The organism is Streptomyces sp. NPDC004610 (assembly GCF_040609715.1).
Lineage (GTDB): Bacteria > Actinomycetota > Actinomycetes > Streptomycetales > Streptomycetaceae > Streptomyces.
Map to the genome: position 1 here is coordinate 266,256 of NZ_JBEXLA010000006.1, position 20,589 is coordinate 286,844.

The window sequence follows — 20,589 nt, forward strand, 5'->3', positions numbered from 1 at the left end:
TCTCCTAGAGGGAGGGGAGGCTAGCGGACGAGGGCTGCGGTGAGGTGGGCGAGGGTGTCGAAGCCGGTGCCGTGGAAGTCGCCCACGGAGGTGGCCAGGCGGTTCTTCAGGGGCGCGGTCCAGCGGTCGGGGAGCGCGGCGGGGGAACCGGCCAGCAGTCCGGCGACGCTGCCCGCCGTGGCACCGTTGGAGTCGGTGTCCCAGCCGCCGGACACCACGCGGCAGATGGAGCCGGAGAAGTCGCCGTCGGCGTGGGTGAGGGCGGCGGTGATCAGGGCGGTGTTGGGGATGGCGTGGACCCAGTGGTAGCCGGCGTGGCGGGTGTGGAGTTCATCCACCACGGAGTCGAAATCGGTGTGGGTCCGAGCCAGTTCGAGGGCGTGGGTGATCGCCTCGGTCAGCCGTGAGCGGGGCGGGATCACCGTCAGGCCGGTGCGCAGACTGGTGTGGATGTCGGCGGTGCCGGTGGCGGCGGTGGCGATGGTGGCGGCGATGAACATGGCCGCGTAGACGCCGTTGGCGGTGTGGGTGAGGACGGCGTCGCGGTGGGCCTGGGCGGCGGCGGCCTCGGGGGCGCCGGGGTGGGTCCAGCCGTGTACGTCGGCGCGGATCAGGGCGCCGATCCACTCGCGGAAGGGGTTGCGCCGGCGGGCGGTGTACGGGGGTTCGACGCCGGTGAGGAGATTGCGGTAGGCGATGCGCTCGGCGGTGAAGGTACGGCCGGCGGGGAGTTCGTCCAGCCAGAGGCGGGCCACGTCGGCGGTGGTGAAGGCGGGGCCGTGGCGCTGGAGGAGCAGGAGGTTGAGGAGGGGGTAGTTGAGGTCGTCGTCCTCGGGCATGCCGTCGATGTTCTCGGCGAGGGAGGTGGGGGCGGAGCGGCGGTTCCAGGGGTGGCGGGCGAGCAGTTCCTCCGGGACGCCCCGGGCGGTGAAGTAGCCGGTCAGGGGCCAGTTGCCGGTGGCCGCGGCGAGGGCGCGGAGGCCGGTGAGGGGGAGCTTCTCGACGGGTTTGCCGAGCAGGCAGCCGACCGCGCGACCCAGCCAGGCGGCGTGGAGGCGGGCGCGGTAGGCGGGGGCGGGGGTGGTGGCGGGGTATGCGGGGGCGGGGGTGGTGGTGCGGTACGCGGGGGCGGGGGTGGTGGCGGGGTACGTGGGGTCGGGGGTGGTGGTGCGGTACGCAGGGTCGGGGGTGGTGGTGCGGTACGCCGGGTTGGGGGGCGTGGTGGTGGATGTCGGGTCGGGGGGCGTGGTGGGGGTCGTCCGGCCGAGGGTGGTGGTGGCGGCTGACGTTTGGCCGGGCGCGGCGACGGTGGCGGATGTCTGGCCGGGTGCCGGGGATGGGGGGATCGGGCGGGGGTGTGTGCGGCTGCGGCTCAGGTGGATCAGGTGCAGGTCCGTCGGCTCGTGGTCCGTCAGGACGCTGGGCAGGTCGGCGAGTTCGTCCAGCAGGTCTTCCGCCAGCAGCCGCAGATAGCGCGACGGCCGGTCGGGGGAGGCACCGGCACGGTCCGGGGCCGGGGGGCCGCCCGCCGCCGCCCAGCGTTCGGCGATCTGCGCCGGTTCCCGGCCGTCCTGCGCGGCCTGGACGAGTTCATGGCCGATCAGATCCTCCGGCTGGACCCAGGTCAGGCGGAGCATCCGCGGCCCTCCAGCGTGGCGAACGCCTGCTCATGGGCCCGGCGCCGTTCCCCGTCCCGCCGGAAGACCTCGCGGGTGACGGCGGTGAGGGTACGGGCGGGTTCCCACAGGTCCAGCCGGCTGGCCTCGGCGACGGACTTGGCCCAGTCCTCGGGCACGGGGGAGCCCAGGGCGCCGGCGAGGGCGCCTGCCATGGTGGCGATGGAGTCGCAGTCCCGGCCGTAGTTCACGGAACCCAGCACCGCCCGGCGGAAGTCGCCGCCCGCGACCAGCAGCATGCCCAGCGCGATGGGGAGTTCCTCGATGCTGTGCAGCCGGGAGGGGCGGCGGGCGCCGAGCGAGGGGGCGCGGTAGTCGGGGCCGACCGTGTCGTAGGGGGCGACCGCCGCGCGCAGCGGGGTCAGGGCCGACTCGGTGTCCCGGTGGCGGGCGGCCTCCTCGCAGACCGCCTCGATCGCCGCCCGGGTGCCGTCCTTCGCGAGGGCGAGACAGGCGCCGATCACCGACTCCGGGGTCGCGCCGGGCGCGCACGCCGCCGCCACCCCCGCCGCGAACACGGCCGCCGCCTCACGGCCGTACGACGACTGGTGGGCGCCCGCGATCTCCAGGGCCTCGGTGTACGCGCCCCGCGGGTGGGCCGCGTTGACCAGGCCGACCGGGGCCATGTACATCGCCGCACCGCAGTTGACGATGTTGCCGCTGCCCGCCTCGCGCGGGTCGGCGTGGCCGTAGTGGAGGCGGGCCACCAGCCATTTCTCGGCGAGGAAGATCCGCTGGAGGGGGAGTGCCTCGGCCTCCAGTTCCGGGATCCAGCGGGGTGTGGTCATGAGGTCCGGGACCAGGTGGTCGGTGATCGCGTACGCGTCGAGGTGGTCGCGGACGCGGTCGTAGACCCGGATCAGCGCATGGGTCATCAAGGTGTCGTCGGTGACATGGCCGTCACCCTTGTGGTACGGGGCGATGGGGCGGGCCGTGCGCCAGTCGTCGCCGTTCCAGGGGCCGACGATGCCGTGGATCCGGCCGCCGTGGCGCTCCACGATCTGCTCGGGTGTGTAGCCCTCGACCGGGCCGCCGAGCGCGTCGCCCACCGCCGCGCCGACCAGGGCGGCGGTGACGCGGTCCTCCAGGGACACCGGGCAGGGTTCAGCGCTTTGGGATTCTTCGGGTCCTTCAGGTCCTTCGAGTCCTTCGGGTCCTTCGAGTCCTTCGGGTTTTTCAGGTCCTTCGGGTTTTTCGGGCGTCATGCACCGAATCATCCTCCTGGCGGGGGTGGTTGTACGGCTTCCAGGAGTTCGGCGAGTTCCACGAGGTCGGTGCCGGTGAGGCGGGGCAGGGCGCAGCCGGAGAGGGTGCGGCAGCTGTCCCGCCAGGACGCCGGGATCGCGGCGCCCCCGCCGAGCGCGCCGGTCAGCGCCCCCGCGAGGGCGGGCGCGGAGTCGGCGACCCGGGACAGACACGCGGCGGCCGGTACGGCGGTGGAGATCCGGCCGCGGGCGGCGGTGGCCAGGGCGAGGGCGACCGGGACGGTCTCGGCGGCGGCGATGCCGTAGCTGTAGACGTGGTCGACGATCTGGTGCTCCAGGAGCGGGACCAGGGAGAAGGCGTCGTCGGCGGTGCGGGCGAGGTCGAGGGCGTGGCGGGCGTTGCGGCCGATCTCGGTGCCCTCGGGGAGTTCGGCGAGGGCAGCCCGTACGCAGGTGCCGACCGGCGCGCCGGTCAGGGCGAGGGAGAGGGCGGCGGCCATCGCGCGGGCGCCGTGGACTCCGTCGCCGTCCTGGGTGTAGCGGGCGTCGAACTCGGCGAGATCGGCGGCCTGGCGGGGGTCGCCGGGGTGGGCGACGGCCAGTACGCAGGCGCGGACGCAGGCGGCGTCGTCGAAGTAGTGCGGGTTGTCGTGGCCGGTGGCGGGCGGGCGCAGACCGGCGGCGAGATTGCCGAGTCCGGCCCGGACGGAGATCCGGGCGCGGAGGGGGAGGACGGCGGACTCGATCTCGGGCGCGCGGTCCGCGGCGGCGGCGACCTCGCTGGCCACGGCGTTCCAGGTGAGGTCGATGGCGGCGCGCATCCGGCGGGTGCGGCTGAGGTCGCCGAGGGCGCTGTCGTCTCCGGCGCGCAGGAGCGCCTCCGCGGCGAAGGCGGCCCATTCGGCGTCGTCGGAGGGGCCGAGGCGGAGGGGTTCGGGGGGCTGGTTGAGGGCGATGGGGACGGGGAGGGTGGTGGTCGCGTTGTGCTCGGCGAAGGTGTCGAGTTCGCGGGTGAGGCGGCGGGTCCACTCGGGCATACGGGCGGCTCGGTGGCGGGCGGCGGGCCAGCCGGCGGCGTCGCCTGCGGCGAGGCCGAGGAGGAGGCCCTCTGCGCGTCGGGCGGGGTGGTGGTGTCTCGGCTCGGCTTCGCCCTCGCCTCTTGGGTTCCCACCCGCACCGCCCGTGACGCTCTCGTCGTCGGGTGCGGGTGGCCCCTGTGGGGCGGGATCGCCGTCGGCGGCGGACGGTGTGGGGTGGTGGGTGTAGGCGCTGGGGTCCTCTGTCCAGGGGGCCGGGGTCATGCCACGACCTCCGGGGTGATGGAGGGGTCGTCCGCCGGCTGTGCTGTGCCCGGGAGGTGGGGCAGCGGCGGCGGGTCTGCTGGTGCTGTGGTGCGCTGGGGTGTGGGGGGCAGGGGGTCTGCCGTTCTTGTGGTGGCCTGGGGGTTGGGGGTCAGGCGGTCTGCCGCTCTCGTCGTGTCCCGTGTGTCGGGGGGCGTCAGGGCTGCCACCCCGGTCGTGTCCGGGAGGGCGCGGGTCAGTAGGACGGCTGCTCCCGCCTCGGTGTCAGGGGTCAGCAGGTGTGCCCCTCCCGTCGGGTCCGGGAGGTGGGGGGTCGGCAGATCGGTCGCCCGGGTCGGGTCCGGGAGGTTGAGGGGCAGCCGGTCTGCTACCCCGGTCGTGTCCGGGAGGGTGGGGGTCAGTCTGTCTGCAACCTGCCTTCCGTCCTGGGGTGCGGGGGTCGGCGGGTCTGCCGGTCCGGTGGTGCCCTGGGGGTGGGAGTTCAGCTGGTCGGTCACCCCGGTCGGGTCCGGGGGGTGGGGGATCGGCCGGTCTGCGACCGCCGTCCCGGCTTGGGTGTCGGGGGTCAGCCGACCTGGGACCGCCGTCCCGTCCTGGGTGTTGAGGGTCAGCCCGGTTGCGACCGCCTTTTCGGCTTGGGTGTCGGGGGGCAGCCGGTCTGCGACCGCCCTTCCGTCCTGGGCGTTGAGGGTCAGCCCGGTTGCGACCGCCCTTCCGTCCTGGACGTCGGGGGGCAGCCGGTCTGCGACCCCCCTCCCGTTCTGGGTGTTGAGGGTCAGTCGGTCTGTCACCCCAGTCCCCTCCTGGGCGTCGAGGGGCAGCCGGTCTGCGACCCCCCTCCCGTCCGGGGCGTTGACGGTCAGCCGGTCCGTCCCCCCTGTCCCCTCCGGGGCGTTGACGGTCAGCCGGTCTGTCACCCCTGTCCCGTCCTGGGCGTCGAGGGGCAGCCGGTCTGCGACCGCCCTCCCCTCCTGGGCGTCGACGGTCAGCCGGCCTGTCACCCCTGTCCCCTCCTGGGCGTTGACGGTCAGCCGGTGTGTCACCCCCCTCCCCTCCTGGCCGTCGACGGTCAGCCGGTGTGTCATTGCCCTCCCCTCCTGGAGCTCCGGCGTCAGTAGGTCCGCCACCTCCAGTACGTGGTGGCCCGCCATCGACGGCAGGCAGCTGCCGCGGGCCGGGCCGATGGCCGTTGCCCAGTCGGGGGGGATGGCCGAGACGCCCCGGGTCGCGCCCGCCAGTGCGCCCGCGACCGCCGCCGTCGTATCGGCGTCGCGGCCCATGTTGACGGCGGTCAGGACCGCCTCGCGGAAGTCGCCGTCGGCCGCCGCGTACGCGCCGAAGGCGAGGGCGACGGCCTCGGGGGCGAGGTCGGTCCAGGGGTAGCCGCCGATGACCACGGCGGAGCGCACCGCGCGTTCGCCCCGGTGGGCGACGGTGACCGCGCGGCGCAGCGAGCGGGCCGTCCAGGAGTCGTCCGGGATGACGGCGAGCGCGGAGGCGACCACCGCGATGACGGAGGCGCCGCCCATCGCCGCGGCGACCCCGGCGGCGACCGCCTGGCCGCCGTAGATGCCCTCGCCCTCGTGGCTGACCGCGCCGTCGATCGCGACCAGCCGGGCGGCCTCGGCGGGGCGGCCCGCGGCGAAGACGCCGAAGGGTGCCGCCCGCATCGCGAGCCCGTCGCTCCAGGCGTGCCGGTGCTGGGCGGAGATGGGCGCGGCCAGGCCCCGGCGGAGGTTCTCCAGGGTGCCCCGTTCGCTGAATCCGGCGCCCCGGAACGGGCCCTCGGCGCGGTCCGCGATCCAGGCGTGCCAGGCCGCCTCCGCGTGGGCCGGGGTGAGTGCGCTGCCGTGCCGGGCGAGCAGCAGTCCGGAGAAGATCGCGTACTCGGTGTCGTCGGTCCCGGCGGGGCGGTCGACGACGTATCCGGTGATACGGCCCCAGCGGGCCCGGATCTCGGAGGGTTTCAGATTCTCCGCGGGGGCGCCGAGGGCGTCGCCGACGGCGAGTCCGAGCAGGGCGCCGCGCGCCCGCTCACGGAGTGCGGCGGCGTCACCGGGGGCCGGGACCGAGGGAACGCAGGCGACGGAAGCCATGGCGGACTCTCCTCTCGGGGCTGGCGGAACCCCCGCGGAACCCTCCGCGGAATCCACTTACGCAACCCATTTGCGGAAGTGTCCCCTGCCCTGCCCCCGGGGCAGCCTCCCGAGCCTCAGCGTCACCCGGTCGACATATGAGCGGGCTATTAATCGGATGAGCGAGGCAGGGTAAAGCCGCAGGTTAGGGCATGCTCTCCTTCCTGGTGGGAGGTGGTTTCGAGGGGTAGTCTGGGGGGTGGTCGAGAAGTGGAATTAGTCTAAAGTTAGCGGAGGGCGAGGGGCGGTCATGGCCATCATCGGCACCGAGGCGGTGCTCCACGAGGCGCATCGCGACAACCACACCCACCGTGATGTGAACGGCGGCTGGCTGCGGCCCGCCGTGTTCGGGGCGATGGACGGACTGGTCTCCAACCTCGCGCTGATGACCGGTGTCGCGGGCGGAGCCGTCGGGCAGCAGGCCATCGTGCTGACCGGGCTGGCCGGGCTCGCCGCCGGTGCCTTCTCCATGGCCGCCGGTGAGTACACCTCGGTCGCCTCGCAGCGCGAGCTGGTCCAGGCCGAGCTGGAGGTCGAGCGGCGTCAGCTGCGCAAGCACCCGCAGGACGAGGAGGCCGAGCTGGCCCGGCTGTACGAGACGCGGGGCGTCGAGCCCCGGCTCGCGGGCGAGGTCGCCCGGCAGCTGTCCCAGGACCCCGAGCAGGCGCTGGAGATCCATGCCCGGGAGGAGCTGGGCGTCGACCCCGGCGATCTGCCGTCGCCGCTGGTGGCCGCCGGGTCCAGCTTCGGGGCGTTCGCGCTGGGCGCACTGCTGCCCGTACTGCCGTATCTGCTGGGGGCGACCGTGCTGTGGCCGGCCGTGTTGGTGGCGCTCGCCGGGCTGTTCGGGTGCGGGGCGGTGGTGTCCCGGGTGACCGCGCGGAGCTGGTGGTACAGCGGGCTGCGGCAGCTCGCGCTGGGGGGCGCGGCGGCTGGTGTGACGTACGCCCTGGGCACTCTGTTCGGAACGGCTGTAGGGTAACGCGGCTGGAACATATGCGTGGGACCGCATAGCCGGCCATTACTGCCTGGTTTCGGGCGAGTGACCACTGGGCATGAGCCGTAAGCGCCGTAGGCAATGAAGCCTGCGCGCATCGGTGGGGTTGGCGACGACGCCCGCCCTTCCTCCTCTCGGGCCGACGGACATCGATCTGTTCTCATCGGCCCCCGCGAAACTTCTGCCGCCGAGCGCGGTGTCCGTTGAATGTCGTGTACCCGCCACGGCGTCCGCATGTTGGAATGGTCTATCCGGTTCCCGAGAGCCGTCCCATCATGTAACCTGCACGAAATTTTGCACTCTCGCAGAGGGCCAACGTCGTCCCTCGGCACCTCCCCAGCGCGCGAAAGCCCTGGTGAGCACCCTCAGCCACATGACGACGACGGGAGAGCCGATGCGTACGCCGCACCAGCCGTCCCAGCACTCCACGACTGGCCAGAAGTGGTCCTTCATGGATGCTCGCCCTGCCGCGCAGGGACTGTACGACCCCCGGAATGAGCACGACGCGTGCGGCGTCGGATTCGTGGCCACCCTCACCGGCGAGGCCAGCCACACGCTGGTGGAACAGGCCCTGACGGTGCTGCGGAACCTGGAGCACCGCGGTGCCACCGGCTCCGAGCCGGACTCCGGTGACGGAGCTGGCATCCTCTCCCAGGTGCCCGACGCGTTCTTCCGCGAGGTGGCCGAATTCCAGCTGCCGGAGGCCGGTGGGTACGCGGTCGGTATCGCCTTCCTCCCGGAGGGCTCCACCGAGGAAGCCGTCTCGCATATCGAGACGATCGCCGCTGATGAGGGGCTGACCGTCCTCGGCTGGCGCGAGGTCCCCGTCGCCCCCCAGCTCCTCGGCGCCACCGCCCGCTCGACGATGCCCGTCTTCCGGCAGCTCTTCGTCAGCCAGGACGGCGCCACCGGCATCGACCTGGACCGCAAGGCGTTCGTGCTGCGCAAGCGCGCCGAGCGCGAGGCCGACGTGTACTTCCCGTCGCTGTCCGCGCGCACGATCGTCTACAAGGGCATGCTGACCACCGGCCAGCTGGAGCCCTTCTTCCCGGACCTCTCCGACCGGCGCTTCGCCTCCGCCATCGCGCTGGTCCACTCCCGGTTCTCCACCAACACCTTCCCGTCGTGGCCGCTCGCCCACCCGTACCGGTTCGTCGCCCACAACGGTGAGATCAACACCGTCAAGGGCAACCGCAACTGGATGCGCGCCCGTGAGTCGCAGCTGTTCTCCGACCTGTTCGACGCGCGCGCCGAGGGCCTGGAGCGGATCTTCCCGGTCTGTACGCCGGACGCCTCCGACTCCGCCTCCTTCGACGAGGTCCTGGAACTCCTCCACCTCGGCGGCCGTTCGCTGCCCCACTCGGTGCTGATGATGATCCCGGAGGCGTGGGAGAACCATGACTCCATGGACCCCGCCCGCCGCGCCTTCTACCAGTTCCACGCCACCCTGATGGAGCCCTGGGACGGCCCGGCCTGCGTCACCTTCACCGACGGCACCCAGGTCGGCGCGGTCCTGGACCGCAACGGACTGCGCCCCGGCCGCTACTGGGTCACCGACGACGGTCTCGTCGTCCTCGGCTCCGAGGTCGGCGTCCTCGACATCGACCCCGCCAAGGTGGTCCGCAAGGGCCGCCTCCAGCCCGGCCGGATGTTCCTCGTCGACACCGCCGAGCACCGGATCATCGAGGACGACGAGATCAAGGCCGCCCTCGCCGCCGAACAGCCCTACGCCGAGTGGCTGGAGGCCGGTGAGATCGAGCTGGCCGACCTGCCCGAGCGCGAGCACATCGTGCACACCCACGCCTCCGTCACCCGCCGCCAGCAGACCTTCGGCTACACCGAGGAGGAACTGCGGGTCATCATCGCCCCGATGGCCAAGACCGGCGCCGAGCCGATCGGCTCCATGGGCACCGACTCGCCGATCGCCGCCCTCTCCGAGCGCCCCCGGCTGCTGTTCGACTACTTCACCCAGCTGTTCGCGCAGGTCACCAACCCGCCCCTGGACGCCATCCGGGAGGAACTGGTCACCTCCCTGCGCTCCCCGCTGGGCCCCTCCGCCAACCTCCTCGACCTGACCTCCGCGTCCTGTCGCACGGTCACCCTGCCCTTCCCGGTGATCGACAACGACGAGCTGGCCAAGCTCATCCACATCAACGCCGACGGGGACATGCCCGGCTTCAAGGCCGCCACCCTGTCCGGCCTGTACCGGGTGCACGGCGGCGGCGAGGCCCTCGCCGCCCGCATCGACGAGATCTGCGCCGAGGCCGACGCCGCCATCGAGAACGGCGCCCGCCTCATCGTGCTCTCCGACCGGCACTCCGACGCCGAGCACGCCCCCATCCCCTCGCTGCTGCTCACCGCGGCCGTCCACCACCACCTCATCCGCACCAAGCAGCGCACCCATGTGGGCCTGCTGGTCGAGGCCGGCGATGTCCGCGAGGTCCACCATGTCGCCCTGCTCATCGGCTACGGCGCCGCCGCCGTCAACCCGTATCTGGCGATGGAGTCCGTCGAGGACCTGGTCCGTGCCGGGACGTTTCTGCCCGGTATCGAGTCCGAGCCGGCCATCCGCAATCTGATCTACGCCCTCGGCAAGGGCGTCCTCAAGGTGATGTCCAAGATGGGCATCTCCACCGTCGCCTCCTACCGCGGCGCCCAGGTCTTCGAGGCCGTCGGGCTCGAAGCGGCCCTGGTCGAGAAGTACTTCAACGGCACCACCTCCAAGATCGGCGGCGTCGGCCTCGATGTCGTCGCCAAGGAGGTCGCCGCCCGGCACGCCAAGGCGTACCCGGCCTCCGGCATCGCACCCGCGCACCGCGCGCTGGACATAGGGGGCGAGTACCAGTGGCGCCGCGAGGGCGAGCCGCACCTCTTCGACCCCGACACGGTCTTCCGCCTCCAGCACTCCACCCGCACCGCGCGCTACGACGTCTTCAAGCAGTACACCGAGCGCGTCAACGAGCAGTCCGAGCGGCTGATGACCCTGCGCGGTCTGTTCGGCTTCACCTCCGACCGCCCGTCCATCCCGGTGGACGAGGTCGAGCCGGTCTCCGAGATCGTCAAGCGGTTCTCCACCGGAGCCATGTCCTACGGCTCCATCTCCCGCGAGGCCCACGAGACCCTCGCCATCGCCATGAACCAGCTCGGCGGCAAGTCCAACACCGGTGAGGGCGGCGAGGACCCGGAGCGCCTCTACGACCCCGCGCGCCGCTCCAGCATCAAGCAGGTCGCCTCCGGCCGCTTCGGTGTGACCAGCGAGTACCTGGTCAACGCCGATGACATCCAGATCAAGATGGCCCAGGGCGCCAAGCCCGGCGAGGGCGGTCAGCTCCCCGGCCACAAGGTCTACCCGTGGGTCGCCAAGACCCGCCACTCCACCCCCGGCGTCGGCCTGATCTCCCCGCCCCCGCACCACGACATCTACTCCATCGAGGACCTCGCCCAGCTGATCCACGACCTGAAGAACGCCAACCCCGGGGCGCGCATTCACGTCAAGCTGGTCTCCGAGGTCGGCGTCGGCACCGTCGCCGCCGGTGTCTCCAAGGCGCACGCCGATGTCGTCCTGATCTCCGGGCACGACGGCGGCACCGGCGCCTCCCCGCTGACCTCCCTCAAGCACGCGGGCGGCCCCTGGGAGCTGGGCCTCGCCGAGACCCAGCAGACCCTGCTGCTCAACGGGTTGCGCGACCGGATCGTCGTCCAGACCGACGGCCAGCTCAAGACCGGCCGGGACGTGGTCATCGCCGCGCTGCTCGGCGCCGAGGAGTTCGGCTTCGCCACCGCGCCGCTGGTCGTCTCCGGCTGCGTCATGATGCGGGTCTGCCACCTCGACACCTGCCCGGTCGGCATCGCCACCCAGAACCCGGTGCTGCGCGAGCGCTTCGCCGGCAAGGCCGAGTACATCGTCAACTTCTTCACCTTCATCGCCGAAGAGGTCCGCGAACTCCTCGCCGAGCTGGGCTTTACCTCCATCGAGGAGGCCGTCGGCCACGCCGAGGTCCTCGACGTCACCCGCGCCATCGACCACTGGAAGGCCCAGGGCCTCGACCTCGCCCCGCTGTTCCACGTCCCCGACCTGCCCGAGGGCGCCGTCCGCCATCAGATCGTCGAGCAGGACCACGGTCTCGCCAAGGCGCTCGACAACGAGCTGATCCGGCTCGCCGCCGACGCCCTCGCCGCCGACTCGGCCGCCGACGCCCAGCCGGTGCGCGCCCAGGTCGCCATCCGCAACATCAACCGCACGGTCGGCACCATGCTCGGCCACGAGGTCACCAAGAAGTTCGGCGGCGCGGGACTGCCCGACGACACCGTCGACATCACCTTCACCGGCAGCGCCGGCCAGTCCTTCGGCGCGTTCCTCCCGCGCGGGGTCACCCTGCGCCTGGAGGGCGACGCCAACGACTACGTCGGCAAGGGCCTCTCCGGCGGCCGGGTGATCGTCCGCCCCGACCGGGGCGCCGACCATCTCGCCGAGTACTCCACCATCGCGGGCAACACCCTCGCCTACGGCGCCACCGGCGGTGAGCTGTTCCTGCGCGGCAAGGTCGGCGAGCGCTTCTGCGTCCGCAACTCCGGTGCGCTGGTGGTCTCCGAGGGCGTCGGCGACCACGGCTGCGAGTACATGACCGGCGGCCACGCCGTCGTCCTCGGCGAGACCGGCCGCAACTTCGCGGCGGGCATGTCCGGCGGCATCGCCTACGTCATCGACCTCGACCCGGACAACGTCAACACCGGCAACCTCGGCGCCGTCGAGGCCCTCTCCGACAGCGACCGCGACTGGCTGCACGACGTGGTGCGCCGCCACGCCGAGGAGACCGGCTCCACCGTCGCCGGGAAGCTCCTCGCCGACTGGCCGGCCGCCGCCGCCCGGTTCAGCAAGATCATCCCCAGCACGTACAAGGCAGTGCTCGCCGCCAAGGACGCCGCCGAGCGAGCGGGTCTCTCCGAGACCGAGATCACCGAGAAGATGATGGAGGCGGCGACGCATGGCTGACCCGAAGGGCTTCCTGAACCACGGCCGCGAGACCGCCGCCTCCCGCCCGGTCGATGTCCGGCTGCGCGACTGGAACGAGGTCTACGTCCCCGGCTCGCTGCTGCCGATCATCAGCAAGCAGGCCGGCCGCTGCATGGACTGCGGCATCCCGTTCTGCCACAACGGCTGTCCGCTCGGGAATCTGATCCCCGAGTGGAACGACTACGCCTACCGCGAGGACTGGGCGGCGGCCTCCGAGCGCCTCCACGCCACGAACAACTTCCCCGAGTTCACCGGCCGCCTCTGCCCGGCGCCCTGCGAGTCCGCCTGCGTCCTCGGCATCAACCAGCCGGCCGTCACCATCAAGAACGTCGAGGTCTCCATCATCGACAAGGCGTGGGAGACCGGGGACGTGGCCCCGCAGATCCCCGAGCGCCTGTCCGGCAAGACGGTCGCGGTCGTCGGCTCCGGCCCCGCCGGTCTCGCCGCCGCCCAGCAGCTCACCCGGGCCGGCCACACCGTCGCCGTCTACGAGCGCGCCGACCGCGTCGGCGGCCTGCTGCGCTACGGCATCCCCGAGTTCAAGATGGAGAAGCGGCACATCAACCGCCGTATCGAACAGATGCGCGCCGAGGGCACCCGCTTCCGCACCGGCATCGAGATCGGCCGCGACCTCAAGGCCACCGACCTCAAGAAGCGCTACGACGCCGTCGTCCTCGCCGTCGGCGCCACCACCGCGCGCGACCTGCCGGTCCCGGGCCGGGAGCTGAACGGCATCCACCAGGCGATGGAGTACCTGCCGCTCGCGAACAAGGTCCAGGAGGGCGACTACGTGGCGCCCCCGCTCACCGCCGAGGGCAAGCATGTCGTCGTCATCGGCGGCGGCGACACCGGCGCGGACTGCGTGGGCACCGCCCACCGCCAGGGCGCGGCCTCGGTCACCCAGCTGGAGATCATGCCCCGCCCCAACGACGACCGGCACCCCGTCTCCCAGCCCTGGCCCACCTTCCCCCTCCTCTACAAGGTCACCTCCGCGCACGAGGAGGGCGGCGAGCGGGTCTACTCCGTCTCCACCACCCACTTCGAGGGCGACGAGGACGGCAACGTCCAGTGGCTGCACCTCGCCGAGGTCGAGTTCACCGACGGCAAGCTCATCCAGAAGCCCGGCAGCGAGCGCCGCATCCCGGCCCAGCTGGTCACCCTCGCCATGGGCTTCACCGGCACCGACCGGGACAACGGCCTGGTCGACCAGTTCGCCCTCGACCTCGACGCCCGCGGCAACATCGCCCGCGACACCGACTACCAGACCAACGTCCCCGGCGTCTTCGTCGCCGGTGACGCGGGCCGCGGCCAGTCCCTGATCGTCTGGGCCATCGCCGAGGGCCGCTCGGCCGCGCGGGGCGTCGACCGCTTCCTGACCGGCGCGAGCGACCTGCCGGCCCCGATCCGCCCGACGGACCGAGCACTGGCGGTCTGACCAACGGGCCCGCCCCCCTCTCTCTCCTCTCCCCCTCAAGACCTCCCGTACAACGGCGTACGGGCGGGGATGTCCGGGGGACATTCCTGGGACGCTCCAGGGATGTCCCCCCGACCACCCGCAGACGGCGTCTGCCACAGTCCCCGACCGGACCATGGGCAGGCGCCGCCTCTTCTTTTCCTGAGGGGGGATCCCCGCCGGGCGGGGTGAGCCGAACACGGTGTGGCGGCGTGCGCGGGGGCGTACGCTCGGCGCCTTCAGGGGAGCGGTACGAGGGGCGGGGCGGTATGACGGCGGCGATCAGTCTGCGCAAGTTCGAGGAGACGGCTCCGGCCCTGGTCAGTCTCTACAAGAGCGCCGGTTCGGCGCTGGAACGGCACGGCCTGGAGGGCCACCGGGCGGCCGTCTACCTGGTACTCGACTACTCCGGCTCCATGCGGCCGTACTACAAGGACGGCACGGTGCAGGCGCTCGCCGACCGGGTGCTCGGTCTGTCGGCGCACCTGGACGACAACGGCCGGGTGCCCTTGGTGTTCTTCTCCACCGGTATCGACGCCGTCACCGAGATCACCCTCGGCGACGACCGGGAACGGGTCGAGCGGATCGTCTCCGGGCTGGGGCACATGGGCAGGACCAACTACCACCTGGCCCTCGACGAGGTCATCGACCACTATCTCGACAGCGGCTCGCGGGACCCCGCGCTGGTGGTCTTCCAGACCGACGGCGGCCCCAGCAACCGGTTCGCCACCGAACGCCATCTGTGCCGGGCGGCGCGGCTGCCGATGTTCTGGCAGTTCATCGGCTTCGGCGATCCGGAGAACCGGCAGTTCGACTTCCTGCGCCGCCTCGACGAACTCGCCGTCCCCGGGCTGCGGGTGGTGGACAACGCGGGGTTCTTCCCCGCGGGCATCGACCCGCTGAAGGTGAGCGACGAGGAACTGTACGACCGGCTGCTCGGAGAGTTCCCGAGGTGGCTGGTGGCGGCGCGGGCGCGGGGGATCGTTCGGCCTTAGGGCGTTCGGAGGGAGCTGAGGGGGTTCGGCCCCCCGGGCGACGACAGCGCCGCCAAGGCCGGCGTCGTCGCCCTCACCCTCGTCGCCGCCGCCGAACTCGCCCGCTACGGCGTCCAGCTCAATGCCGTCGCACCCGCCGCGCGGACCCGGATGACCGAGCGTCCCCCCATCTACGTGTCGCACTCCAGCACCGTCCTGCACAGCGCGCACCGTGCCCGTACCCGCCCCTTCACCGGCACTCGGATGCGCTGATGGCAGGTCGGGCACGGGAACGACACCCGCAGTGGCTCCGGCCCGCCCGAGAAGGCGTACGGCACCCCGGGCCCGTCCGCCGTCGCCGGGGCGTGCCCCTGGGCGTGCCGCCGGTCGCGCGCGTAGCGTCGCCGTCCCACCCAGCCCGCCGCCGTCAGCGGTGGCTGCTCCCCGTCCCTGCGGGCGCGGGCCATGCCCTTGCTGTACGCCGTGTACGCCTGCGGGCTGGTGAACCAGGGCGAGGGATCCTCACCGAACACCAGCGCCCGTTTGGCCAGCACGTACCCGAACTCCTCGGGCGTCAGATAGCCGAGCTTCTGCGAGGACGCCGCGTCCTCCCGGTAGGCGTCCAGCAGCAGCCAGCCCGCGCCCAGATAGGCCGCCGCCGTGTCCGTGAGGATCTCGTTGTCCCGCGTCCCCGGGAACGCCAGCCCCAGGCGGTGCAGATACACATGCATCGCCTCGTGCGCCAGCGCCGCCCCGATGTCCCGCCGATGCGTCCGGAACCGGTCGTTCAGCTCCACGAAGTACTCCGGACCGGCCGTCAGTTCGATGTTCGCCGCGTGCCGCATCGTCCGGAACGCGACGATCAGCCGGGCGTCCGGCAGCCGGTAGTGCCGCACGATCTCACGCGCCACGCGCTGGGCGCCCAGATACAGATCGTCCGTGTCGGCGAACGCCACATCGGCCGGAACCACACTGGTCGAGAACGTCTGGATCGTGTCGTACGACAGCCTCCTGTAGAGCGCGGTGACGGCCGCCCGCACCGTCTCCAGATGCGGGTAGCCGTGCTCGACCGGTCCGCCGTTCGCCACGCCCGTACCCCCAAGACGCCGTGAACCACCCGATTCCACTGTACGGCGGCGAAAACCGGATGCCCGTGGGCGGCCCCCGGGGCTACGGTCGGCCCGGTGACCACCGATACCCCCCGAGAGCGGCCTCCCGGGTCCTCAGGCGCCCCCGTCCTGCGCGTCGGCGGCCCCGACGAGGACCTCCAGCGGTGGCTGGACGACGAGCTGACCGCGTTCAACGACCGGGCCGCCGCCGTCCCCCCGCCCGAGGACTTCTCCGTCGCCCTCACCGGCCCCGGCGGCGAGCGCATCGGCGGCCTCACCGGATGGGTGTGGGGCGGACTGTGCGCCGTGGAGATGCTCTGGGTGCGCGAGGACCGCCGCCACGAGGGCTGGGGGAGCCGGCTGATGCGGGCCGCCGAGGCGGAGGCCGTACGGCGCGGCTGCACCGACCTCACCGTCTCCACGTACACCTTCCAGGCCCCCGACTTCTACCCGGCGCTCGGCTTCCGGGAGCGCGGCCGGGTCGACGGCGTACCGGGCGGGCACCAGGACGTGTACTTCCACAAGACCATCGGGGCCAGCGGGGCCATCGGGACCGGGGGTGCCGGGGAGACCGGGGAGGCCGGGGGAGGCTGAGGGCACCGGAGGATTCCGTACCGGGGCCCCAGGAGCCCGGTACGGAATCCTCCGGTTGTCACCGACCGGCCCGATCCGGCCACCCCACACCCCCCAACCCACACCCCCCGACCCCCCATCCTGAGACATCCCCTGTCCGCTCCCTGGGACGATCCCCCGCCGCCCCACCCCCGCGCCGCCCCCGACACGTAGGGTGTGCGGTCATGACCACCAGCAACACCGGTACCGGAGACGTCGACCCCGCCGTGCGCGAGGAACTCGCCCGGCTGCGCGACAGCATCGACAACATCGACGCGGCGGTCGTCCATATGCTCGCCGAACGCTTCAAGGCCACCCAGCAGGTGGGCCATCTCAAGGCCATCCACCAGTTGCCCCCGGCCGATCCGGAGCGCGAGGCCCGGCAGATCGAGCGGCTCAGAGCGCTCGCCGGGAACGCCAAACTCGACCCGGCATTCGCTGAGAAGTTCCTCAATTTCATCATCGCCGAGGTGATCCGCCACCATGAGCGGATCGCCGAGGACACCGTCGCCGCCCAGCCCGACCAGCCCCGCTGACCTCGTACGACGGCCCGCCGACCCGTTCGGCGGGCCCCGGGGAGCGCGACGCGGCCGGGCGAGGCGTTTCTCTCATCGAGCACTCCTCGTCAAGGAACGAGCACTCCCCGTAGGCTGAGGGCGCATAAGGTGGGGGTCCAGGTTGGAGGGGAGGTCCGGCCATGGAGTCGGAAGCCAGCATCCTCATCGTCGACGACCACAACGACACGCTGTACGCACTGGAGAGCGCGCTCGCCCCGCTCGACCGCCCGCTCGTCCGGGCCACCAGCGGCGACGAAGCGCTCAAACAGCTCCTGCGCGGCGGCATCGGGCTCCTGCTGCTCGACATCCGCACCCCCGGCGCCGACGGCCTGGACGTCGTGCGCTATCTGCGCGGACCGGAACAGACCCAGCACATCCCGGTCATCCTGCTCACCGGCCTCGACCCCGACCAGGAACTCACCGCCGCCGCCTACGACCTCGGCGTCGCCGACCTCCTCGTCAAACCCATCGACCCCTGGGCCCTGCGCACCAAGGTCCGCTACCTCTACGACGCCCACGAACGCCACCGCGCGCTGAAGCGCGAGATACGCGAACTGCGCGCCGCACGCCCCCGCCCGAACGGACCGCACGACCGCTCCCGCCCCGGCCGCGTCCCCGCGCCCCGCGAGATCCCGCGGGCCACCTCCGCCTGAACTCCGCCCGCACCACCCGGGAAGCCGGGGCGCAGGTCGCGATCCGGGCACGAACCGGGCCGCCCCTGTGCGATGTCAGTGCCATCGGGCAGCATGGCACGCATGTCCGTTCTCACGCGCGACGAAGCGCAGACCCGTGCAACGCTCCTCGACGTCCAGCGGTACGCGATCGACCTCGATCTGACCACCGGGGACGAGACCTTCGACTCCCGTACCGTGATCCATTTCAGCGCCCGCACGGACGCGGACACCTTCGTCGAGCTGAAGCCCGCACAGCTGCGGTCCGCGACCCTCGACGGACACCCCCTCGACCCGGAGACCCTCGACGGCAACCGCCTGCCCCTGAAGCACCTCACCGCCGGGGAGCACGAACTGCGCATCGACGCCGCCATGCGCTACTCCCGCACCGGCGAGGGCATGCACCGCTTCACCGACCCCAGCGACGACGAGACCTACGTCTACACCCAGCTCTTCCTGGACGACGTCCAGCGCGTCTTCGCCGCCTTCGACCAGCCCGACCTCAAAGCCGTCGTCGAGCTGACCGTGACCGCCCCCGAAGGCTGGACCGTCCTCGCCAACGGCATCACCGAGCGGCAGGACGACGGCCGCTGGCGGGCCGCCGCCACCCCGCCCGTCTCCACCTACCTCGTCGCCGTCGCCGCAGGCCCCTGGCACTCGGTCCGCACCGAGCACCGCGGCCTGCCCTTCGGCATCCACTGCCGCCGCTCGCTCGGCCCCTACCTCGACACCGACGCCGACGAACTGCTGGAGATCACCCGCCAGTGCTTCGACCGCTACCACGAGAAGTTCGAGGAGCCCTACCCCTTCGACTCCTACGACCAGGCGTTCGTCCCCGAGTTCAACGCCGGTGCCATGGAGAACCCCGGCCTGGTCACCTTCCGTGACGAGTTCGTCTACCGCTCCGCCGTCACCGACACCGAGCGGCAGACCCGCGCCATGGTCATCGCCCACGAGATGGCCCACATGTGGTTCGGCGACCTGGTCACCCTCAAGTGGTGGGACGACATCTGGCTGAACGAGTCCTTCGCCGAGTACATGGGCTACCAGACCCTCGTCGAGGCCACCCGCTTCACCGACACCTGGACCGACTTCGGCGTCGTCCGCAAGGGCTGGGGCTACGACGCCGACCAGCGCCCCTCCACCCACCCCGTGGCCCCCGAAGCCGTCCCCGACACCGCCTCCGCGCTGCTCAACTTCGACGGCATCTCCTACGCCAAGGGCGCCTCCGCCCTGCGCCAGCTCGTCGCCTGGCTAGGCGAGAAGGACTTCCTCGCCGGTATCAACACCCACTTCGCCCGGCACAAGTTCGCCAACGCCACCCTCGCCGACTTCATCGACTCCCTCGCCCACACCACCGACCGCGATGTCCACGCCTGGGCCGACGCCTGGCTCCGCACCACCGGCGTCGACACCCTCGTCCCCCGCGTCACCCGCGGCGACAACGGCATCTGCACCCTCACCGTCGACCGCACCGGCTCCCGCCCCCACCGCATCGCCGTCGGCCTCTACGACATCGACCCCGCCGACGACGAGGGCCGCCTCGTGCTCCGCGACCGCCGCGACCTCGACCTCCCGCAGACCGCACCCGAACCCATCGGCAAACGCCCCGCGCTGCTCCTGCTCAACGACGGCGACCTCAGCTACGCCAAGGTCCGCTTCGACCCCGAGTCCTTCACCACGGTCCGCGAACGCCTCTCCGGTCTGCCCCGGCCGCTCACCCGCGCGGTGGTGTGGAACGCCCTCAGGGACGCCGTCCGCGACGGCGAACTGGCGCCCACCACCTATCTGGACACCGCCCGCACCCACCTCCCCCGCGAGACCGACCTCGCCCTCGTCCAGGGCGTCCTCGCCTTCGCCGCCACCCAGATCGCCGGCCGCTATCTCGCCCCCGACGCCCGCCCCGGCGCCCTCGCCACCCTGGGCGCCCTGTGCCGCGACCTCATCCGCCGCACCGAGGACGGCTCCCACCCCGGCCTGCGCCTGATCGCCGTACGCCACTTCATCGACGTCGCCACCCGCCCCGACCCCCTCGCCGCCTGGCTCGCCGACGGCAGCGTCCCCGGCGGGCCCGAGCTGGACCCCGAGCTGCGCTGGCGCATCCTCGCCCGCCTCGCCGTCCTCGGCGCCACCGACGAGACGGCCATCGCCGCCGAACTCGACCGCGACCCCAGCGCCACCGGCCAGGAAGGCGCCGCCCGCTGCCGCGCCGCCCTGCCAGACCCGGAGGCCAAGGCCGCCGCCTGGTCCGCCCTGTTCAGCGCCGACGACCTCTCCAACTACCTCTTCACCGCCACCGCCCAGGGCTTCTGGCAGCCCGAACAGGCCGACCTGGTCGCCGCGTACGTCCCCCGCTTCTACGAGGACGCCGTCGCCCTCGCCGCCCGGCGCGGCCCCGCCATCGCCGACGCCGCCGGCCGCTGGGCCTTCCCCGGCCCCGCCGTCGACCCCGAGAACCTGCGACTCGGCCGCGCCTGCCTGGAGTCCGCCGACCTCACCCCGGCCCTGCGCCGCAAACTCGCCGACCAGCTCGACGACCTGGAGCGGGCCCTGCGCGTACGGGAGTCGACACCCACCGCACCCCGCTGACGCCGGGGGACCGGCCGCCCGACCCCGCTACCCCACTCCCACCCCACCCCCTCCCCGGTACCCCCTTTCGGGTCCGATCCCGCGTTTTCCGGGCGCGGCAGCGCACAGCCCCCTCAAGCTGGAGCCCCGCTGCCCGCCCGGAGGTCCCCATGCGCACCCCGCCCCCGGCCCCGGACGCCCTCGGCGCCGGACGCGCCCCGGGTGCCGCATACGCCGTGAGCCGGTCGCCGCGCGCCTCCCTCCCGCCCCACTTCCACGCGCCCGGCGCCACCCGCGCCGCCCCGCCGCGCCCACCT

At 72.5% G+C, this 20,589-nt stretch carries 13 protein-coding genes and 1 pseudogene; 9 read left to right on the forward strand and 5 right to left on the reverse strand.

The features are described 5' to 3' along the window. Nucleotides 1–20 precede the first annotated feature (20 nt). The 4 genes from ABZX40_RS09230 to ABZX40_RS09245 all read right to left on the reverse strand — a co-directional run bounded on the left by ABZX40_RS09230 (nt 21) and on the right by ABZX40_RS09245 (nt 6,278). Nucleotides 21–1,637, reverse strand: a complete 1,617-nt coding sequence (locus ABZX40_RS09230) for an ADP-ribosylglycohydrolase family protein (RefSeq protein WP_355736749.1) — start codon at nt 1,635–1,637, stop codon at nt 21–23. After that, nucleotides 1,625–2,770, reverse strand: a complete 1,146-nt coding sequence (locus ABZX40_RS09235) for an ADP-ribosylglycohydrolase family protein (RefSeq protein WP_355736752.1) — start codon at nt 2,768–2,770, stop codon at nt 1,625–1,627. The genes ABZX40_RS09230 and ABZX40_RS09235 overlap by 13 nt, the downstream gene beginning before the upstream one ends. Nucleotides 2,771–2,889: 119 nt before the next feature. Next, a complete protein-coding gene (locus ABZX40_RS09240) occupies nt 2,890–4,182 on the reverse strand; it encodes an ADP-ribosylglycohydrolase family protein (RefSeq protein WP_355736754.1) in 1,293 nt (430 codons plus the stop codon). Further along, entirely contained in the window at nt 4,179–6,278 is a 2,100-nt protein-coding gene (locus tag ABZX40_RS09245; protein WP_355736757.1) for an ADP-ribosylglycohydrolase family protein, read from the reverse strand. The genes ABZX40_RS09240 and ABZX40_RS09245 overlap by 4 nt, the downstream gene beginning before the upstream one ends. Nucleotides 6,279–6,567: 289 nt before the next feature. On the opposite strand from ABZX40_RS09245, the gene ABZX40_RS09250 reads away from it, so the two are divergent. From ABZX40_RS09250 to ABZX40_RS09270, 5 genes and pseudogenes are all read left to right on the forward strand, one after another. Continuing rightward, entirely contained in the window at nt 6,568–7,299 is a 732-nt protein-coding gene (locus ABZX40_RS09250) for a VIT1/CCC1 transporter family protein (RefSeq protein ID WP_355736760.1), read from the forward strand. A gap of 409 nt (nt 7,300–7,708) precedes the next feature. Next, nucleotides 7,709–12,307 carry a glutamate synthase large subunit gene (gene gltB / locus ABZX40_RS09255; RefSeq protein WP_355736853.1) on the forward strand — a complete coding sequence of 1,533 codons (4,599 nt, stop codon included), beginning with the start codon at nt 7,709–7,711 and terminating at the stop codon, nt 12,305–12,307. Further along, the gene (locus tag ABZX40_RS09260; RefSeq protein WP_355736762.1) at nt 12,300–13,763 is read left to right on the forward strand and encodes a glutamate synthase subunit beta; all 1,464 of its coding nucleotides are present in this window, start codon (nt 12,300–12,302) and stop codon (nt 13,761–13,763) included. Before gltB ends, ABZX40_RS09260 begins: the two co-directional genes overlap by 8 nt. 287 nt (nt 13,764–14,050) lie before the next feature. Then, complete coding sequence (locus ABZX40_RS09265; protein ID WP_355736765.1) at nt 14,051–14,776, forward strand: VWA domain-containing protein; 726 nt, start codon at nt 14,051–14,053, stop codon at nt 14,774–14,776. Nucleotides 14,777–14,812: 36 nt separating this feature from the next. Next, a pseudogene (locus ABZX40_RS09270) lies at nt 14,813–14,938 on the forward strand (SDR family NAD(P)-dependent oxidoreductase); the annotation flags it as partial. A gap of 8 nt (nt 14,939–14,946) precedes the next feature. Here ABZX40_RS09270 and ABZX40_RS09275 read toward each other — a convergent pair. Further along, nucleotides 14,947–15,843 (reverse strand): hypothetical protein, encoded by an 897-nt coding sequence (locus ABZX40_RS09275; RefSeq protein ID WP_355736767.1) that lies wholly within the window; start codon nt 15,841–15,843, stop codon nt 14,947–14,949. A 96-nt stretch (nt 15,844–15,939) separates the two neighbouring features. Between ABZX40_RS09275 and ABZX40_RS09280 the strand changes: the two genes are divergently transcribed. From ABZX40_RS09280 to pepN, 4 genes are all read left to right on the forward strand, one after another. After that, nucleotides 15,940–16,458, forward strand: coding sequence for a GNAT family N-acetyltransferase (locus tag ABZX40_RS09280; protein WP_355736769.1), 519 nt, complete (start codon nt 15,940–15,942; stop codon nt 16,456–16,458). A gap of 203 nt (nt 16,459–16,661) precedes the next feature. Further along, a complete protein-coding gene (locus ABZX40_RS09285; RefSeq protein ID WP_355736772.1) occupies nt 16,662–17,012 on the forward strand; it encodes a chorismate mutase in 351 nt (116 codons plus the stop codon). Between the two features lie 161 nt (nt 17,013–17,173). Next, nucleotides 17,174–17,686: a response regulator gene (locus ABZX40_RS09290; RefSeq protein ID WP_355736774.1), complete on the forward strand. Its 513-nt coding sequence runs from the start codon at nt 17,174–17,176 to the stop codon at nt 17,684–17,686. A 102-nt stretch (nt 17,687–17,788) separates the two neighbouring features. Further along, nucleotides 17,789–20,293, forward strand: a complete 2,505-nt coding sequence (pepN, locus tag ABZX40_RS09295; protein WP_355736777.1) for an aminopeptidase N — start codon at nt 17,789–17,791, stop codon at nt 20,291–20,293. Nucleotides 20,294–20,589 lie beyond the last annotated feature (296 nt).

What these genes read in the sequence shown, in the direction of transcription:
- ABZX40_RS09250 (WP_355736760.1), top strand. Translation starts at nt 6,568, where the DNA reads ATGGCCATCATCGGCACCGAGGCGGTGCTCCACGAGGCGCATCGCGAC.
- ABZX40_RS09285 (WP_355736772.1), top strand. Translation starts at nt 16,662, where the DNA reads ATGACCACCAGCAACACCGGTACCGGAGACGTCGACCCCGCCGTGCGC.
- ABZX40_RS09230 (WP_355736749.1), bottom strand. Translation starts at nt 1,637, where the DNA reads ATGCTCCGCCTGACCTGGGTCCAGCCGGAGGATCTGATCGGCCATGAA.
- gltB (WP_355736853.1), top strand. Translation starts at nt 7,709, where the DNA reads ATGCGTACGCCGCACCAGCCGTCCCAGCACTCCACGACTGGCCAGAAG.
- ABZX40_RS09265 (WP_355736765.1), top strand. Translation starts at nt 14,051, where the DNA reads ATGACGGCGGCGATCAGTCTGCGCAAGTTCGAGGAGACGGCTCCGGCC.
- ABZX40_RS09290 (WP_355736774.1), top strand. Translation starts at nt 17,174, where the DNA reads ATGGAGTCGGAAGCCAGCATCCTCATCGTCGACGACCACAACGACACG.
- ABZX40_RS09260 (WP_355736762.1), top strand. Translation starts at nt 12,300, where the DNA reads ATGGCTGACCCGAAGGGCTTCCTGAACCACGGCCGCGAGACCGCCGCC.
- pepN (WP_355736777.1), top strand. Translation starts at nt 17,789, where the DNA reads ATGTCCGTTCTCACGCGCGACGAAGCGCAGACCCGTGCAACGCTCCTC.
- ABZX40_RS09245 (WP_355736757.1), bottom strand. Translation starts at nt 6,278, where the DNA reads ATGGCTTCCGTCGCCTGCGTTCCCTCGGTCCCGGCCCCCGGTGACGCC.
- ABZX40_RS09240 (WP_355736754.1), bottom strand. Translation starts at nt 4,182, where the DNA reads ATGACCCCGGCCCCCTGGACAGAGGACCCCAGCGCCTACACCCACCAC.